Here is a 14013-nt window from a genome sequence, read left to right as displayed (position 1 = left end):
GTGCTCAGCCTCTGCCGTCGTCGGTATATCGGACATGTTTCCCGGTGTCGTCGAGGAGCTCCCGGAAGGCCTTCGCCACGACGTCGGGGCACTCCATCATCGCCACGTGCCCCACCGCGGGCAGGCACAGCAGGCGCGAGCCGCGGAACGCGGAGGCGGCCTTGCGGGCCATGCGGTAGGAGACGAGCTGGTCGCGGCCGCCGTAGACGAGGAGCGTCGGGGCCAGTACGCGCCGGGCCTGCTGCCACAGCCCGTGCTGTCCGCCGAGGGTGTAGGCGTCGACGATGCCGCGGGCGGTGCGGCTCATCGCCTCCCAGAACCAGGGGAGCGCCATGCGCCGCTCCATCTCCTCGACGGCTTGCGCGAAGGCCTCCGGCGGCACCAGCGAGGGGTCGCCGTAGCAGAGCTCGGTCACGCCGCGGGTGCGCTGCTCGGCGGTGAGGCCGCGGGTGAGCCGGTCGACCAGCGCGGCCGTCCCGGGCAGGGCGAGGAGGCCGGTCGGCACGGCGGAGCGCTGCACGCGCAGCTCGGGGAGGGCGGGCGAGACCAGGGTCAGGGTGCGCACCAGGTCGGGGCGGACGGCCGCGACGCGGGTGGTGACGGCGCCGCCGAGGGAGTTGCCGACGAGGTGGACGGGTCCGCGGCCGGAGGCGTCGAGGTGCCGGATCACGGCGCGGGCCATCGCGGTGACCGAGTAGTTCCGGTCGGCGGGCGGCGGAGACCAGCCGAACCCGGGGAGGTCGAGGGCCTCGCCTTCGACGCGGTCCGCGAGGTGCGCCATGAGGCCGGACCAGTTGGTGGAGGAGCCGCCGAGGCCGTGCACGAACAGGGCGGGCGGCAGTCCGGTGCGGGCGGCGGCGGGGCGGAACCGCACGGCGAGTTCCAGGCCCGGCAGCCGGTCGGTGCGCAGCTGCTCCCCCTCGGCCACCCGGGCGGCGCCGGCCCGGGGGGACGGCTCGGCGGCGGAGCGCACACCCGGCGGCTCGGTCGAAGACATGGGGGCAATGTTACGAGACGATCACGTCCGGACTCTTGTGTTCGGCGTCACAGGCCGAGACCGGCCGCGTAGCGGTGCACCGGCGATCCTCCTAGGCTTTGGGTAGGCAGGACCAGGGGTGAGGGAAGGGGAGAGCCAGATGAGTGTCGACCCGGCAGAGCCGGACACCTTCCGGAGGAAGTTCCGGGAGTCGCTGGACGCGGAGGCGCCGGAGGCCGATGCGGCGGAGCAGCTGGCGGAGCTCCGGCCGGATGACGACGACGACCGCGTCACGGGGGTGGAGCGCGGCGAGGCGGCCGACGGCGACGCCGTCGAGCAGGCGCGCGTGGTGCCCCTCGACGAGGAGGACTACCGCTGAGCCGTCCGCCGCTGCCTTCTACCGCCCGGTAACCCGCCAGGGCGCCCTGACCAGCGCCTCCGGGCGGTCCGCAGAGCGAGAAAACTCGACCGGAACCCCCCGCTCGCGGTTACCGAAAAGTACGATGGCGGGCGCGGCGCAGAGCGCACTGTGCATGAGAGAAAGTGGGAGGCGGCGTGACAGCCATCGAGCAGACGGAGGCAGCGCGTCCTCGGGGCACGCGCCTGCCGCGCCGAGCCCGACGCAACCAGCTCCTGGGCGCGGCCCAGGAGGTCTTCGTCGCGCAGGGGTACCACGCGGCGGCGATGGACGACATCGCCGAGCGGGCCGGGGTCAGCAAGCCGGTGCTCTACCAGCACTTCCCCGGCAAGCTGGACCTGTACCTGGCGCTGCTGGACCAGCACTGCGAGAACCTGCTCCAGGCGGTGCGCGGTGCGCTGGAGTCGACGACGGACAACAAGCTGCGCGTCGCCGCGACCATGGACGCCTACTTCGCGTACGTGGAGGAGGAGGGCGGCGCGTTCCGCCTGGTGTTCGAGTCCGACCTGACCAACGAGCCCGCGGTGCGCGAGCGCGTCGACCGGGTGTCCCTCCAGTGCGCGGAGGCGATCTCCGACGTGATCGCGGAGGACACGGGGCTGTCCCAGGACGAGTCGATGCTGCTGGCGGTGGGCCTGGGCGGCGTCTCGCAGGTCGTGGCCCGGTACTGGCTCTCCAGCGAGAGCCCGGTCGCCCGCGACAAGGCGGTGGGCCTGCTGACGTCGCTGGCCTGGCGCGGCATCGCCGGCTTCCCGCTGCACGGCGCGGACGGCGGCGCGGCGGGTCCGGCCTCCTGACCGGCGGCGGGGGGGGGGGGGGGGGGGGGGGGGGGGGGGGGGGGGGGGGGGGGGGGGGGGGGGGGGGGGGGGGGGGGGGGGGGGGGGGGGTCCCCCCCCCCCCCCCCCCCCGCGCTGTTCGCTGCGAGCGTGCCCGGAGCACGGCTCGCCCGTCCCCTCTGCGGGCTAATGTGGACCGGTACGGCGCGGCTGATCGCGCACAACGACCGTCGGAGGGACGAAGCCGTGGAGGTCAAGATCGGCGTGCAGCACGCACCCCGGGAGATCGTGCTGGAGAGCGACCTGAGCGCCGAGGAGCTGGAGCGCATCGTCTCGGCCGCGCTGACGGGCTCGGAGCCGCTGCTCAGCCTCACCGACAACAAGGGCCGCCGGATCCTGGTGCCGTCCGACCGCCTGTCGTACGTGGACCTGGGCGAGCCGAACGTCCGCAAGGTCGGCTTCGGCGCGCTCTGACCCGTGTCGGAGGCGCTTGCAGGGCGCCTCGGGAACTGGCCGAAACGGCCCGGCGGCAGCTTCCGCCGGGCCGTTTCCGCGTCTTCCGCTTCGGGTAGGACGGCTCTGACCTGGTTCGGCCCCGGCCTGCGGGAGGCCCTCATGCTGCTGCTGGAAGCGCTCGGCTCCGCCCTGTTGGGCCTGGCCCTGGCGGCGGGGGCGGTGCGGCTGCTCGCCCGGCGCCTGCCCGCCGCGCGGGTGGTGCTCGTCAGCGGGGTCCTCGGCGCCCTGTTCGGGGCCTGGCTGACGGGATACGCGCTCGGCCCGGGGCACGCCAGCCCGATGGCGACGCTGGCCGGCGCGGTGCTGGTGTCCGCCGTGGTGCTGTCGCTGCTGCTGCGGCCGGGCGGAGCCGCCGGCGGCTCGCCCAGGGCTCCGTTTTCGCTTCCGTCGCGGGGCTGACCGTCCCCGCCCGCCCCGCTCCGGCACCGGAGGGCGCCCGCCCGGCGGCCCCTCCGGCAGCACGTGACACCGCGGCCCCGGTGCGCGGTACGCGCGCCGGGGCCGCCGTACGACCGGATCCGCCGCTGTCAGGCGGCGAGGCCCAGGGCCGCCATCCGCTTGGTGTGCGCCTTGGTGATCCGGGCGAACATCTCGCCGACGGCCGCCAGGTCGAAGCCGGCCGCCATCCCGTCGACTCCGCCGACCAGCATGGTGGACAGGGCGTCGCGCTCGGCGACCACCCGCTGCGCCTGTGAGAGGGCCTCGCCCATCAGGCGGCGCGCCCACAGGGCGAGGCGGCCGCCGCAGCGCGGGTCGGCCTCGATGGCGGCGCGGACCTTCTCCACGGCGAAGCCGCCGTGCCCGGTGTCGTCGAGGACGCCCAGCACCAGGGCGCGGGTGTCCGCGTCCAGGTGGCTGGCGACCTCGCGGTAGAAGTCGCTGGCGATCGAGTCGCCCACGTACGCCTTGACCAGGCCCTCCAGCCAGTCCGACGGGGCGGTCTGGCGGTGGAAGTCGTCGACGCCCTTGGCGAAGGGCTCCATCGCGGCGGTCGGCTCGGCGTCGATCGCGGCGAGCCGGTCGCGCAGCCGCTCGAAGTGGTGGAACTCGGCGGCGGCCATCTTGGCGAGTTCGGCCTTGTCGTCGAGGGTGGGCGCGAGCTTCGCGTCCTCCGCGAGGCGCTCGAATGCGGCCAGCTCGCCGTACGCGAGCGCGCCCAGGAGGTCCACGACGGCGGCCCGGTACTGCGGCGAGGCCGAGGCGGTCGCCCAGTCCTGGGCGGCGATGCCGCCGGACCCGGCGGAGGCGCCGTCGTCGGCGGGCGTTGCGTTTTCTACGGTCGACATGGTCCGCACAATAGCCCGCCCCCGACGGCCCTGAGGCAACCGCGTCGCAGGAGGTCCCGTCGACCCGGACACGACGACCAGGTGAATTCACCCGACACGCCTGCGGGAATCCGGGGTACAGTGGTATTGCGCCTGCCGAATACTCGGCGGGCCATCCGAATGAGGATGCCCGGTCGGTGGCCCGATCGGCTCCAACCCGACCGCCCTCGGTGATGCGTACGTCCATGCGTACCGCGTCCGAGAGGGGCCCCCTCAGCGGCGCAAGCGCTTGAGCGAAGGCAGTGGTCCCGCGCAGCTTCGCACGTCCCAGTACGGCAAGCCCGGCACGGTAGGACCCCCTCGCCGCCTCGTGCCGCGTCTCACAGAAGAGGCAGCACCCTGACTACGTTCCGAGAACTCGGGATCTTTCCCGAGACCGCCGAGGCCCTCGAAGCCGTCGGCATCACGACCCCCTTCCCGATCCAGGAGATGACCCTTCCCGTCGCCCTCTCCGGCACGGACGTCATCGGACAGGCCAAGACCGGAACCGGCAAGACGCTCGGTTTCGGCCTTCCGCTGCTGGAGCGCGTCGTCGTCCCCGCGGACGTCGAGGCCGGCCGGGCCACGCCCGACCAGCTCACCGACTCCCCCCAGGCCCTCGTCGTCGTCCCGACGCGCGAGCTGTGCACCCAGGTGACGAACGACCTGCTGACCGCCGGAAAGGTCCGCAACGTCCGCGTCCTCGCCATATACGGCGGACGCGCGTACGAACCGCAGGTCGAGGCGCTCCGGAAGGGCGTCGACGTCATCGTCGGCACGCCCGGCCGCCTGCTCGACCTGGCCGGCCAGCGCAAGCTCGACCTGTCGCACGTCAAGGCGCTGGTGCTGGACGAGGCCGACGAGATGCTCGACCTCGGCTTCCTGCCCGACGTCGAGAAGATCATCAACCACCTGCCGGCCAAGCGGCAGACGATGCTGTTCTCGGCGACCATGCCGGGCGCCGTCATCGGCCTGGCCCGCCGGTACATGACGCAGCCGACGCACATCCGCGCCACCTCGCCGGACGACGAGGGCGCGACCGTCGCCAACATCACGCAGCGCGTCTACCGCGCGCACAACATGGACAAGCCGGAGCTCGTGGCGCGCGTCCTGCAGGCCGAGGGCCGCGGACTCGCCATGATCTTCTGCCGGACCAAGCGCACCGCGGCGGACATCGCCGAGCAGCTGGAGCGGCGCGGCTTCGCGGCCGGCGCCGTCCACGGCGACCTGGGCCAGGGGGCGCGCGAGCAGGCGCTGCGCGCGTTCCGCAACGGCAAGGTCGACGTCCTGGTGTGCACCGACGTCGCCGCGCGCGGCATCGACGTCGAGGGCGTGACCCACGTCATCAACTACCAGACGCCCGAGGACGAGAAGACCTTCCTGCACCGGGTCGGCCGCACCGGCCGCGCGGGCAACAAGGGCACCGCGATCACGCTGGTCGACTGGGACGACATCCCGCGCTGGCAGCTGATCAACAAGGCGCTGGAGCTCGACTTCCACAACCCGGTCGAGACGTACTCCACCTCCCCGCACCTCTACGAGGAGCTGGGCATCCCGGCCGGCACCAAGGGTGTCCTGCCGCGCGCCGAGCGCGTGCGGGCCGGCCTGGACGCCGAGGAGATCGAGGACCTGGGCGAGACCGGCGGCCGGGGCGGCCGGGGCGGCCGCGGCGAGCGCCGCCCGGCGGCCTCCGCCGAGGCGGAGCGCCCGGCCCGGACGCGCACCCCGCGGCAGCGCCGCCGTACGCGCGGCGGTGCCGAGGTGGCCGAGGCTGCCGAGACCGCTGCGGCCCCCGCCGCGGTGGCCGAGGCGCCCGCCGCCGAGGCCCCCGCCGCGGACGAGCCGCGCAGGCCGCGCCGCCGGCGGACCCGGGTGTCGGCGGCGGACGCCGCCGCTGCCGCCGTCGCGGCGGCCCCGGTTGCCGAGGCGCCGGTTGCCGAGGCGGCCGTGGTCGAGGCCCGCGCCGTCGAGGCGCCGGCGAAGGCTGCGCCGGCCAAGGCCGCGGCCGCGCCGCGCCGCGCGGCCCGGACCCGCAAGCCCACCCAGACGTCGATCCTGGCGGCGGCCGCGGCCGCGCCCGTCGCGGCGCCGGCGCTGCCGGCCGGGCCGGAGCCGGACTTCCAGATCGCGCCGGCGGCCGAGCCCGTCCGGACGGCCCGCCGCACCACCCGGCCGCCGCGCAAGGCCGCCGCTGCCGCTCCGGCCGCGGCGCCCGCACCGGTCGCCGAGGCCCCTGCGGCCGAGGACGCCCCGGCCAAGCCGAAGCGCACCCGCACCCGCAAGGCCGTCACGCCCGCCGCGGAGGCCCCGGTGGCCGAGGTGGCCGCCGCCGCCGAGGAAGCCCCGGCCAAGCCGAAGCGCACCCGTACCCGCAAGGCGGCCGCGACCGCGGAGGCTCCGGTGGCCGAGGCCGCCGCTGCCGCCGAGGACGCCCCGGCCAAGCCGAAGCGCACGCGTACGCGCAAGGCCGTCGCGCCGGCCGCGGAGGCGTAGAGCCGCCGCGGCGCAGGGACACGGGCCCGGCTCCCCCGCACCCGGGGGGCCGGGCCTCCGGCGTTCCCGGGGGCGGGCGGACCAGGAGTGGACAGCCTCCTACGGGCCGGTAACCTCGGGCCATGAGCAAGCCGCCCCGCCTGACCCTCCCGTCCGACGCCCGCGCGTACCGCCTCACCACCGCCCGCGGCGACTTCGCCGTGCACGAGGCGGGTGCCCCGGTGCGCGGCACCGCCCTGCTGGTTCCCGGCTTCACCGGGAGCAAGGAGGACTTCCTCGGGCTGCTGGAGCCGCTGGCGGCAGCCGGGTACCGGGTCGTCGCGGTCGACGGGCGCGGGCAGCACGAGACGCCGGGGCCGCGTGCGGAGTCCGCGTACGCCCTGGAGGAGCTGGCGCGCGATGTCCTCGCGCAGGCCGCCGCGCTCGGCGGCGGGGGGCCGCTCCACCTCCTCGGGCACTCGCTGGGCGGCCTGGTCGCGCGGGCCGCGGTCCTGCGGGACGCCTCGCCGTTCGCCTCGCTGACGCTGATGAGCAGCGGGCCGGGCGCGATCTCCGAGGAGCAGCAGGCGCGGACGAAGCTGCTGGTGGCGGCGCTGGAGGCGATGCGCGAGGACATGGCGGGCGTGTGGACCGCGATGCGCTCCTACGATCCGGAGGACGCGGTGGCCGACGCACCGGACCTGGAGCGGTTCCTGCGCGACCGCTGGCTGGCGACCGTCCCCGAGCAGCTGATCGCCACGGGGCGGGTGCTGGTCTCCGAGCCGGACCTGGTCGACGAGCTCGCCGCCGTGGACCTGCCCAAGCTGGTCGTCTCGGGCGAGGTGGACTACGCGTGGCCGGTGCCGCTGCTGGACGACATGGCGGACCGGCTCGGGGCGCGGCGGGTGGTCGTACCGGGGGCGGAGCACTCCCCCAACGCGGAGAACCCGCAGGCCACGGCCGAGGCGCTGGCATCGTTCTGGGCCCTGCTCTCTTGAGGCCACGCAGAACGGACATGTGGCGCCGGGTGTCGACGTCTGCTCCGTTTCGCCCGAGTGGTCCCTTCTCGGCGGGCTGGCTGCCCGGCCGGGCGCCCATCAGGGACATGCGGCCGGACAGCTGGGGGGGGCATCCGCCCAGCTGAGCGGATGACGCCTTCCCTGCGCCGTCAGTACTACTGCCATGTGGCTACGCCGACAGCGTCGATGGGATCTGGTGCGGTCACCGGGGCAGGCCAGGAGTGTGGTCTGCCCCGGTGACTGGGCCCTCGCCGGGCGGCCGTGCTGGGAGAGGGGCTCTTCGAGGTGCCGGCTGTCAGGGCCTGGTGACTCCGAAGGTCTGGGTGTTGGTGTTGCTGGCCTTGGGGCTGTTGATGTTGGTGTTGGTGTTGGTGTTGGTGTTGTTGTAGACCGAGAACAGCCCGCTGAGATTGATGGGCAGGATGGACGTGCCGCCATTGCCGTCAGGAGGCGCGGGCAGGGTGTAGGTGAGGATGACGCGCCCGTTTCCGAAGTTCGCGCCCGTGGTGAAGGCGCTGCCCACCGGTCCGGCGCTGGATCCGCCGCCGCCACCGCCGGCGCCGGAGAACTCCGTGTTGGTGATGCCTCCGCCGCCTCCGCCGCCTCCGCCGAAGACTCCGCCGCCCCCGCCACCGCCGGCAGTGATCCCGCTGCCCGGGTCTCCGGCTTCGCCGGGGCCGCCGGTGCCGCCGGTGCCGAGGGTGCCGGCGGCACCGGCCCCGCCCGTGCCATCGGCGCCGACCCCACCGGCTCCGCCCGCGCCCGGCGCGGTGGGCGTCGCACCCTCGCCGCCACCGCCGCCGGTGGTGGCGGTGCCCGAGGCGCCGCTGGCGCCGTCCACTCCCGTCTGGCCACCGGCGCCACCGGCGCCGCCGGCCAGTTCGGCGCCTCCGCCGCCGCCTCCTCCGCCGGCGGCCGTCACCAGCCGGGAGAGCAGGTCGAAGGCTCCGGAACGGACGTCCGAGGCGCCCCCGCCGCCACCGCCGTGGTAGAGGTCCGACGACCCGCCGGCGGCCCCGCCGTTGAACCCGCCGGCGCCCGGACCGCCTTCCGCGGCCCAACCGCCCTCACCGCCGACGTTGACCTGCAGAGTCTGTCCCGGTGTGACGGCCAGGGTGGCGACGGTCTCGGCACCGGCACCTCCGAAGGCGCCGCTGCCGCCGGGATCGCTGCCTCCCGCACCGCCGGAAGCGCCCAGGGCGTCCACGGTCATCTGCGTCACACCTGCGGGCACCGTGAACGTCTGGGCCGCCCCGGTGTAGTCGAACGTGCACGCCACCTGGCTGCCCGTTTGCAGACAGGAGCCCTGCGCGCGGGCAGGGCTCGCCAGGGCCGGCACAAGAGCCAGGGACACGCCCGTGGCGAGCATCGCAGCCGCCAGGGAGCGGATCTGCGACCCGGCGTCACGACGTGGGACGACAGCTCGTACTGAGGTGGACACTTGCGGACCTCCTTCTACTGCCGCACGTCGGCCACCGACACCGAAGCCCGTCACCAGCGGCCGGAGCGACACGGCAGTGCAGTAGTGGGTGTGGGGTCCCAGGAGGCGCGGACCCGTCTCGCGGAGGGCGGGCAGCACGCTCACGGGACGCCTGCACACTCAGGAACGCGCCGCATCCGGATTGATCACGGCCCTGGGAACTCGCATCACCCAATCGCCACGCAGCTCGCCTCCCACGTTCAGCGCCCGGTCGGTGGTGGCCTGGACCGCTCCGGCGGCGCCACGCACCCGCCAGGCGCAGGCGTCCGCGGCCAGGTAGTTAGCCTGGGAAAAAATTTATTTAGCGTAGGGAATGTTTGTATCCTCCACCTCGTTGGAACAGTGCAAGGGAAACACTGACGAAGGGAGAAGCCGTGCGCTTCGAGATTCTGCGCCTGGACGACGTCGACGGATCGGCCGTGGACAGCACCGTCGTGGACGCGGCCTCCGTCAACCGGATCGTGCAGCAGGCGGCCTCGATCGGCCAGCGCATCCTGATCCGACCGGCCGAGAGCGCGTCCTCCTGACGCTTCGCCCCCCCACGCCGAACGCCCCCGCACCGGTCCGGTGCGGGGGCGTTCGCCTGCGCGAGCGCGCCGGGCGTCAGGCGCCGCGGACGACCTGGAGCACGCCGTTGATGATCTGCTGGACGGCGATGGCGGAGAGCATCATGCCCGCGAGCCGCGTCACGAGGACGACACCGCCGTCCTTGATGATCCGGATGATCACCAGCGAGTAGCGCATCGTGAGCCACAGGACCGCGTGCATCGCGACGATCGCGGCCCAGACCGAGACCTGCCCGGCGACGCCGTCGGCCTTCTGCACGGCCAGGATGACGGAGACGATCGCGCCGGGCCCGGCGAGCAGCGGCATGCCGAGCGGGACCAGCGCGACGTTGACGTCCTTGGTCTGCTTGGGCTCGTCCGTCTTGCCGGTCAGCAGATCGAGGGCGATGAGCAGCAGCAGCAGACCGCCGGCGATCATCAGCGCCGGGACGGAGACGTGCAGGTAGTCCAGAATCTGCTGGCCGCAGATGCCGAAGACGGCGATGACGCCGAAGGCCACGCACACGGCCTGCCAGGCCATCCTCCGCTGCACCTTGACGGGGCGGCCGGAGGTCAGGGCGAGGAAGATCGGCGTGATCCCCGGAGGGTCCATAATCACAAAAAGGGTGAGAAATAGGGATCCGAAGACGGCGAAGTCGAACACAGTGATGCCTTGCAGAGAGAGGGGTGTTTCCGAGGAGGGTGCTGGGGGCGGGGCGTGCGGGCGCGGGCCCGGCGGCTGCCGGGCGGGGCGGCCTTACGCGCGCGTGTCTCCGCCGGCGCCCGGGACGGGGAAGGCCCCCGCCGCGCGGCGCGTGATCTCGCCGTAGACCTCCGGGTCGGTGGTGTACTCACCGAGGCGGCAGGTCTTGCGGCTGCCGTGGTAGTCGCTGGAGCCGGTCACCAGCAGGCCGAGGTCGCCGGCCAGGCCGCGCAGCCGGGCGCGCGCGGCGTCGTCGTGGTCCATGTGGTCGACCTCGATGCCGTCCAGTCCGGCGGCGGCGAGTTCGGCTATCGCCGACTCGGGCACGCAGCGGCCGCGCTTGACGGCGGCGGGGTGCGCGAAGACCGTGACGCCGCCGGCCGCCTTGACCAGGCGTACGGCCTCGAAGGGGTCGAGCTCGTGCTTCTCGGCGTAGGCGCGCCCGCCGTCCGCGAGCCATTCCGCGGTGAAGGCGTCCGAGACGGTGGGCACGACGCCGAGTTCGACGAGCGCGGTGGCGATGTGGGGCCGGCCGACGGAGCCGCCGGCGGCGATCCGGGAGACCTGCTCCCAGGTGACGTCCACGCCGAGGCCGCGCAGCTTGGCGATCATCGCGTGGGCGCGCGGCGTGCGGTCGTCACGGACGAGCTCCCGCTCGCGGGCCAGCTCGGGCTCCTCCGGGTCGAAGAGGTACGCGAGCATGTGCATGCCGATGCCGTCGAGGCGGCAGGACAGCTCCATACCGGGGACGACGGTCAGCCCGGCCGGGGCGGCCGCGACAGCCTCGGCGTGCCCCGCGACGGTGTCGTGGTCGGTGAGTGCGACGACGTCCAGCCCGGCGGCGGCCGCGGCGCGGACCAGCTCGGCGGGGGTGTCGGTCCCATCGGACGCCGTGGAGTGGGCGTGCAGGTCGATGCGCACGGCCATGGCTCCAGGGGTCGGGGTTGCGGGGACACCCCAGGATAACGCCCGCCCGCGCCCCTCCCGTCCCCCGGTTGCGGCACTACAGGCCGAGGATCCGCGGGCTGAGGGCCCCGCAGGGCAGCATGTCCACCTCGGCGCCCGCCTCGCGCAGGTCCGTCAGGACCAGTTCGTCGTACATCAGCAGGCCAGACTGCTCGGGCCAGGCGATGGCCCACAGCCACAGGCCCCGCGCCTCGCCGGCGAAGACGGCCCGGTCGCCGGGGGTCCCGTTCACGTGCCACAGCGGTGTCGGCCGGCCCCCGGCGACGACCTTGGCGTGCGGCGGGGAGGAGACGTCGATGGCGGAGCCGGGGTCGGGGCCGTCGATGCCGGCGTAGCGGGAGCCGAGCCCGACGCCCAGCTCCTCGGCGATCAGCACCAACTCACCGGGGCCGCCCAGCGGTCCGGGCCCGGAGCAGGCCACGGCGGTCGCCCTGCCCCCGCTGCGGTCGTCACCGGCCGCCGCCACCCCCGTGAAGAGCCACCCCACCGGCAGCGGCCACGGCATCCACACCGGCACCTTGGCCCGGCGCACGACGACCTCCAGCGCCTCGACGCTGGGCGGGATGACGGGCTGCAGGGGGTGCACCGCGCCGTGCACCGCGCACTGCCAGGAGTCGGAGAAGAGTCCGGGCGCCCTGACCCGGCCACCGCACTTCGGGCAACTCGGTTCGCCCCTCATAGAGAGCCACGCTCCTCCCCGCCCGGCGCCCCGTCAAGACGCGATCACCCGTCCGGATGCCTCAGTCCAGCGCCACGGACGTACGCAGCGGGTCGCGCAGGTCCGTCCCCCGCGCCAGCCACCTCTCCTGGAGCGCCGCCGCGCCATGCACCCGCTTCCAGGCGGCCTCGTTCGCCGTCATCGGCAGGAGCGGCAGGAACCGCACGGGCTCCATCGGCTCGTCCAGTTCGAGGTCCTCGACGAGCCCGCCGGGCTCCGCGACGAGCACCGAGGTGAACGGCGCGCCCTCCCAGAGCGGCTCGCCCACGTCGAGCGACGCGCCGGGCGCCACGACCAGCCCCTCGACCTGCGGGGAGGCGGCGAGCACGGCGAGCGGCCGCAGCACCCGGTCGGTGGGCGCCAGGCCCGCCCGCACCGTCAGCACCAGCTCGGCCCGCGGGCCGCGCAGCGGGTCGGCGACCACCGCGGTCGGGTCGGCCATCGGGGACGCGGACATGCCGAGCGTCGCATACCGCACGAGGCCGTCCCCGGTGAAGCGGAGCACCTCGATGCGGTCGGTGCCGAGGAAGGTGACGGCGGCGCGGGCGTCGGGCTCGCCGAGGGCGCTGCGCAGCCGGGCTTCGACGAGAGCCAGAATTTCTGCCATGCGCCGAGCATAGAACTCGTATCAGGCGGGTAAAGGGCGGGTCTTGACCATCCGTCGGCTGATAGTGTTGACCGCTGGTCGGGGCCGCACCGCAGAAGCGGTGCCTCGGGGCCCCGGCGACAGGACGTCCCCCACGGGGGACCGGCCGGAGGAGGTGGGGACTGCCGTGGACCGAAGTCGATCGTGCAGTACCAATCGCTCTTCCGCCCCTGGTACGGGCGCACCCTGCCCCGTTTGATCATCCGATCAGCAGAAGAGCGACGGCGGAACGTCTGTCCTCCCGTCCCTTTCCCTCCGCCCTGCCGGCGCGCCCGCCTCCGGCAGGCCGCCCCTGCCGGAGGGATCTCCCACCCCGCACGCCCACCGCGGCCGTGCGCGCGAAGGAGCCTGCCATGTCGATGCTGCCCTACCTCCGAGCCGCCGTCCGACCGGCGCTGCGCAGGTCCAACCCCGTCCAGCCCGGCTACGACGCCACCCGCGACCCCTCGGCCAGCAGTGCCGTGGTCGACTGCGCGGTGTACCGCGACGGCCGGCGCGCCGTCGGCTCGGCCTGCCTGACGCCCCGTGAGGCGATCCGGCGGGTCCGCGAGGACGGCGGCTTCGCCTGGATCGGGCTGCACGAGCCGACCGAGGAGGAGTTCGCGGGGATCGCCGCCGTCTTCGGCCTGCACCCGCTGGCCGTGGAGGACGCCGTCCACGCCCACCAGCGGCCGAAGCTGGAGCGCTACGACGACACCCTCTTCACGGTGTTCAAGACGATCCACTACGTGGAGCACGCGGAACTCACGGCGACCAGCGAGGTCGTGGAGACCGGCGAGGTGATGTGCTTCACCGGCCCCGACTTCGTGATCACCGTCCGGCACGGCGGGCAGGGCTCGCTGCGCGGCCTGCGCCACCGCCTCCAGGACGACCCCGAGCTGCTGGCCAAGGGCCCCTCGGCGGTCCTCCACTCCATCGCCGACCACGTCGTCGACGGCTACATCGCGGTCGCGGCGGCGGTGCAGGACGACATCGACGAGGTCGAGAGCGCGGTGTTCGCCGCGCCCGCCAAGGGCGTCGCGCGCGGCGGCGAGGCCGGCCGCATCTACCAGCTCAAGCGGGAGGTGCTGGAGTTCAAGCGGGCCGTGGCCCCGCTGCTGCGGCCGATGGAGCTGCTCAGCGAGCGCCCGATGCGGCTGGTCGACCCGGACATCCAGAAGTACTTCCGCGACGTAGCCGACCACCTGGCGCGCGTCCACGAGCAGGTCGTCGGCTTCGACGAGCTGCTGAACTCGATCCTCCAGGCCAACCTGGCCCAGGCGACCGTCGCGCAGAACGAGGACATGCGCAAGATCACCTCCTGGGCGGCCATCATCGCCGTGCCGACCATGATCTGCGGCGTGTACGGGATGAACTTCACGCACATGCCCGAACTCCAGTGGGAGTACGGCTACCCGATGGTGATGGCCACCATCGTCGGCATCTGCTTCACCATCCACCGGGCGCTGCGCCGCCACGGCTGGCTGTAGCAGCC

General features: G+C 74.2%; 15 protein-coding genes. 8 read left to right on the top strand and 7 right to left on the bottom strand.

The window, feature by feature from the left end; all coding sequences use genetic code 11:
• Window positions 1-4 precede the first annotated feature (4 nt).
• Complete coding sequence (locus tag ACZ462_RS01730; RefSeq protein WP_467809128.1) at window positions 5-997, bottom strand: alpha/beta fold hydrolase; 993 nt, start codon at window positions 995-997, stop codon at window positions 5-7.
• Window positions 998-1136: 139 nt separating this feature from the next.
• Between ACZ462_RS01730 and ACZ462_RS01725 the strand changes: the two genes are divergently transcribed.
• The 4 genes from ACZ462_RS01725 to ACZ462_RS01710 all read left to right on the top strand — a co-directional run bounded on the left by ACZ462_RS01725 (window position 1137) and on the right by ACZ462_RS01710 (window position 3085).
• Window positions 1137-1355, top strand: coding sequence for a hypothetical protein (locus ACZ462_RS01725; RefSeq protein ID WP_467809127.1), 219 nt, complete (start codon window positions 1137-1139; stop codon window positions 1353-1355).
• A 176-nt stretch (window positions 1356-1531) separates the two neighbouring features.
• Window positions 1532-2191, top strand: coding sequence for a TetR/AcrR family transcriptional regulator (locus ACZ462_RS01720; RefSeq protein WP_467809125.1), 660 nt, complete (start codon window positions 1532-1534; stop codon window positions 2189-2191).
• A 225-nt stretch (window positions 2192-2416) separates the two neighbouring features.
• Window positions 2417-2644 carry a DUF3107 domain-containing protein gene (locus ACZ462_RS01715; protein ID WP_467806314.1) on the top strand — a complete coding sequence of 76 codons (228 nt, stop codon included), beginning with the start codon at window positions 2417-2419 and terminating at the stop codon, window positions 2642-2644.
• Window positions 2645-2785: 141 nt separating this feature from the next.
• Entirely contained in the window at window positions 2786-3085 is a 300-nt protein-coding gene (locus tag ACZ462_RS01710) for a hypothetical protein (protein WP_467806303.1), read from the top strand.
• 128 nt (window positions 3086-3213) lie between these two features.
• Here the strand turns inward: ACZ462_RS01710 and ACZ462_RS01705 are convergent, their stop codons facing one another.
• Window positions 3214-3972: a ferritin-like fold-containing protein gene (locus ACZ462_RS01705; RefSeq protein WP_114058456.1), complete on the bottom strand. Its 759-nt coding sequence runs from the start codon at window positions 3970-3972 to the stop codon at window positions 3214-3216.
• A 468-nt stretch (window positions 3973-4440) separates the two neighbouring features.
• Between ACZ462_RS01705 and ACZ462_RS01700 the strand changes: the two genes are divergently transcribed.
• Window positions 4441-6483: a DEAD/DEAH box helicase gene (locus ACZ462_RS01700; RefSeq protein ID WP_467806302.1), complete on the top strand. Its 2043-nt coding sequence runs from the start codon at window positions 4441-4443 to the stop codon at window positions 6481-6483.
• A gap of 122 nt (window positions 6484-6605) precedes the next feature.
• A complete protein-coding gene (locus ACZ462_RS01695) occupies window positions 6606-7460 on the top strand; it encodes an alpha/beta fold hydrolase (RefSeq protein WP_467806301.1) in 855 nt (284 codons plus the stop codon).
• 316 nt (window positions 7461-7776) lie between these two features.
• On the opposite strand, the gene ACZ462_RS01690 is transcribed toward ACZ462_RS01695, so the two are convergent.
• Window positions 7777-9066, bottom strand: coding sequence for a hypothetical protein (locus tag ACZ462_RS01690; protein WP_468251031.1), 1290 nt, complete (start codon window positions 9064-9066; stop codon window positions 7777-7779).
• Window positions 9067-9335: 269 nt separating this feature from the next.
• On the opposite strand from ACZ462_RS01690, the gene ACZ462_RS01685 reads away from it, so the two are divergent.
• A complete protein-coding gene (locus ACZ462_RS01685) occupies window positions 9336-9488 on the top strand; it encodes a hypothetical protein (protein WP_174250346.1) in 153 nt (50 codons plus the stop codon).
• Between the two features lie 76 nt (window positions 9489-9564).
• Here the strand turns inward: ACZ462_RS01685 and ACZ462_RS01680 are convergent, their stop codons facing one another.
• From ACZ462_RS01680 to ACZ462_RS01665, 4 genes are all read right to left on the bottom strand, one after another.
• On the bottom strand, window positions 9565-10170 hold the full coding sequence (locus ACZ462_RS01680; protein WP_467806298.1) for a MarC family protein: 606 nt from the start codon (window positions 10168-10170) through the stop codon (window positions 9565-9567).
• A gap of 93 nt (window positions 10171-10263) precedes the next feature.
• Complete coding sequence (locus ACZ462_RS01675) at window positions 10264-11130, bottom strand: PHP domain-containing protein (protein ID WP_467806313.1); 867 nt, start codon at window positions 11128-11130, stop codon at window positions 10264-10266.
• Between the two features lie 82 nt (window positions 11131-11212).
• Window positions 11213-11854 (bottom strand): DUF6758 family protein, encoded by a 642-nt coding sequence (locus tag ACZ462_RS01670; protein WP_467806297.1) that lies wholly within the window; start codon window positions 11852-11854, stop codon window positions 11213-11215.
• A gap of 61 nt (window positions 11855-11915) precedes the next feature.
• Complete coding sequence (locus tag ACZ462_RS01665) at window positions 11916-12500, bottom strand: suppressor of fused domain protein (RefSeq protein WP_114054037.1); 585 nt, start codon at window positions 12498-12500, stop codon at window positions 11916-11918.
• A 392-nt stretch (window positions 12501-12892) separates the two neighbouring features.
• On the opposite strand from ACZ462_RS01665, the gene ACZ462_RS01660 reads away from it, so the two are divergent.
• Window positions 12893-14008, top strand: coding sequence for a magnesium and cobalt transport protein CorA (locus ACZ462_RS01660; RefSeq protein WP_467806296.1), 1116 nt, complete (start codon window positions 12893-12895; stop codon window positions 14006-14008).
• Window positions 14009-14013 lie beyond the last annotated feature (5 nt).

This window comes from Streptomyces sp. NPDC031121, assembly GCF_055570615.1.
Note: the sequence above shows the minus strand (reverse complement) of the source record. Positions and strands in the feature narration are given on the sequence as shown.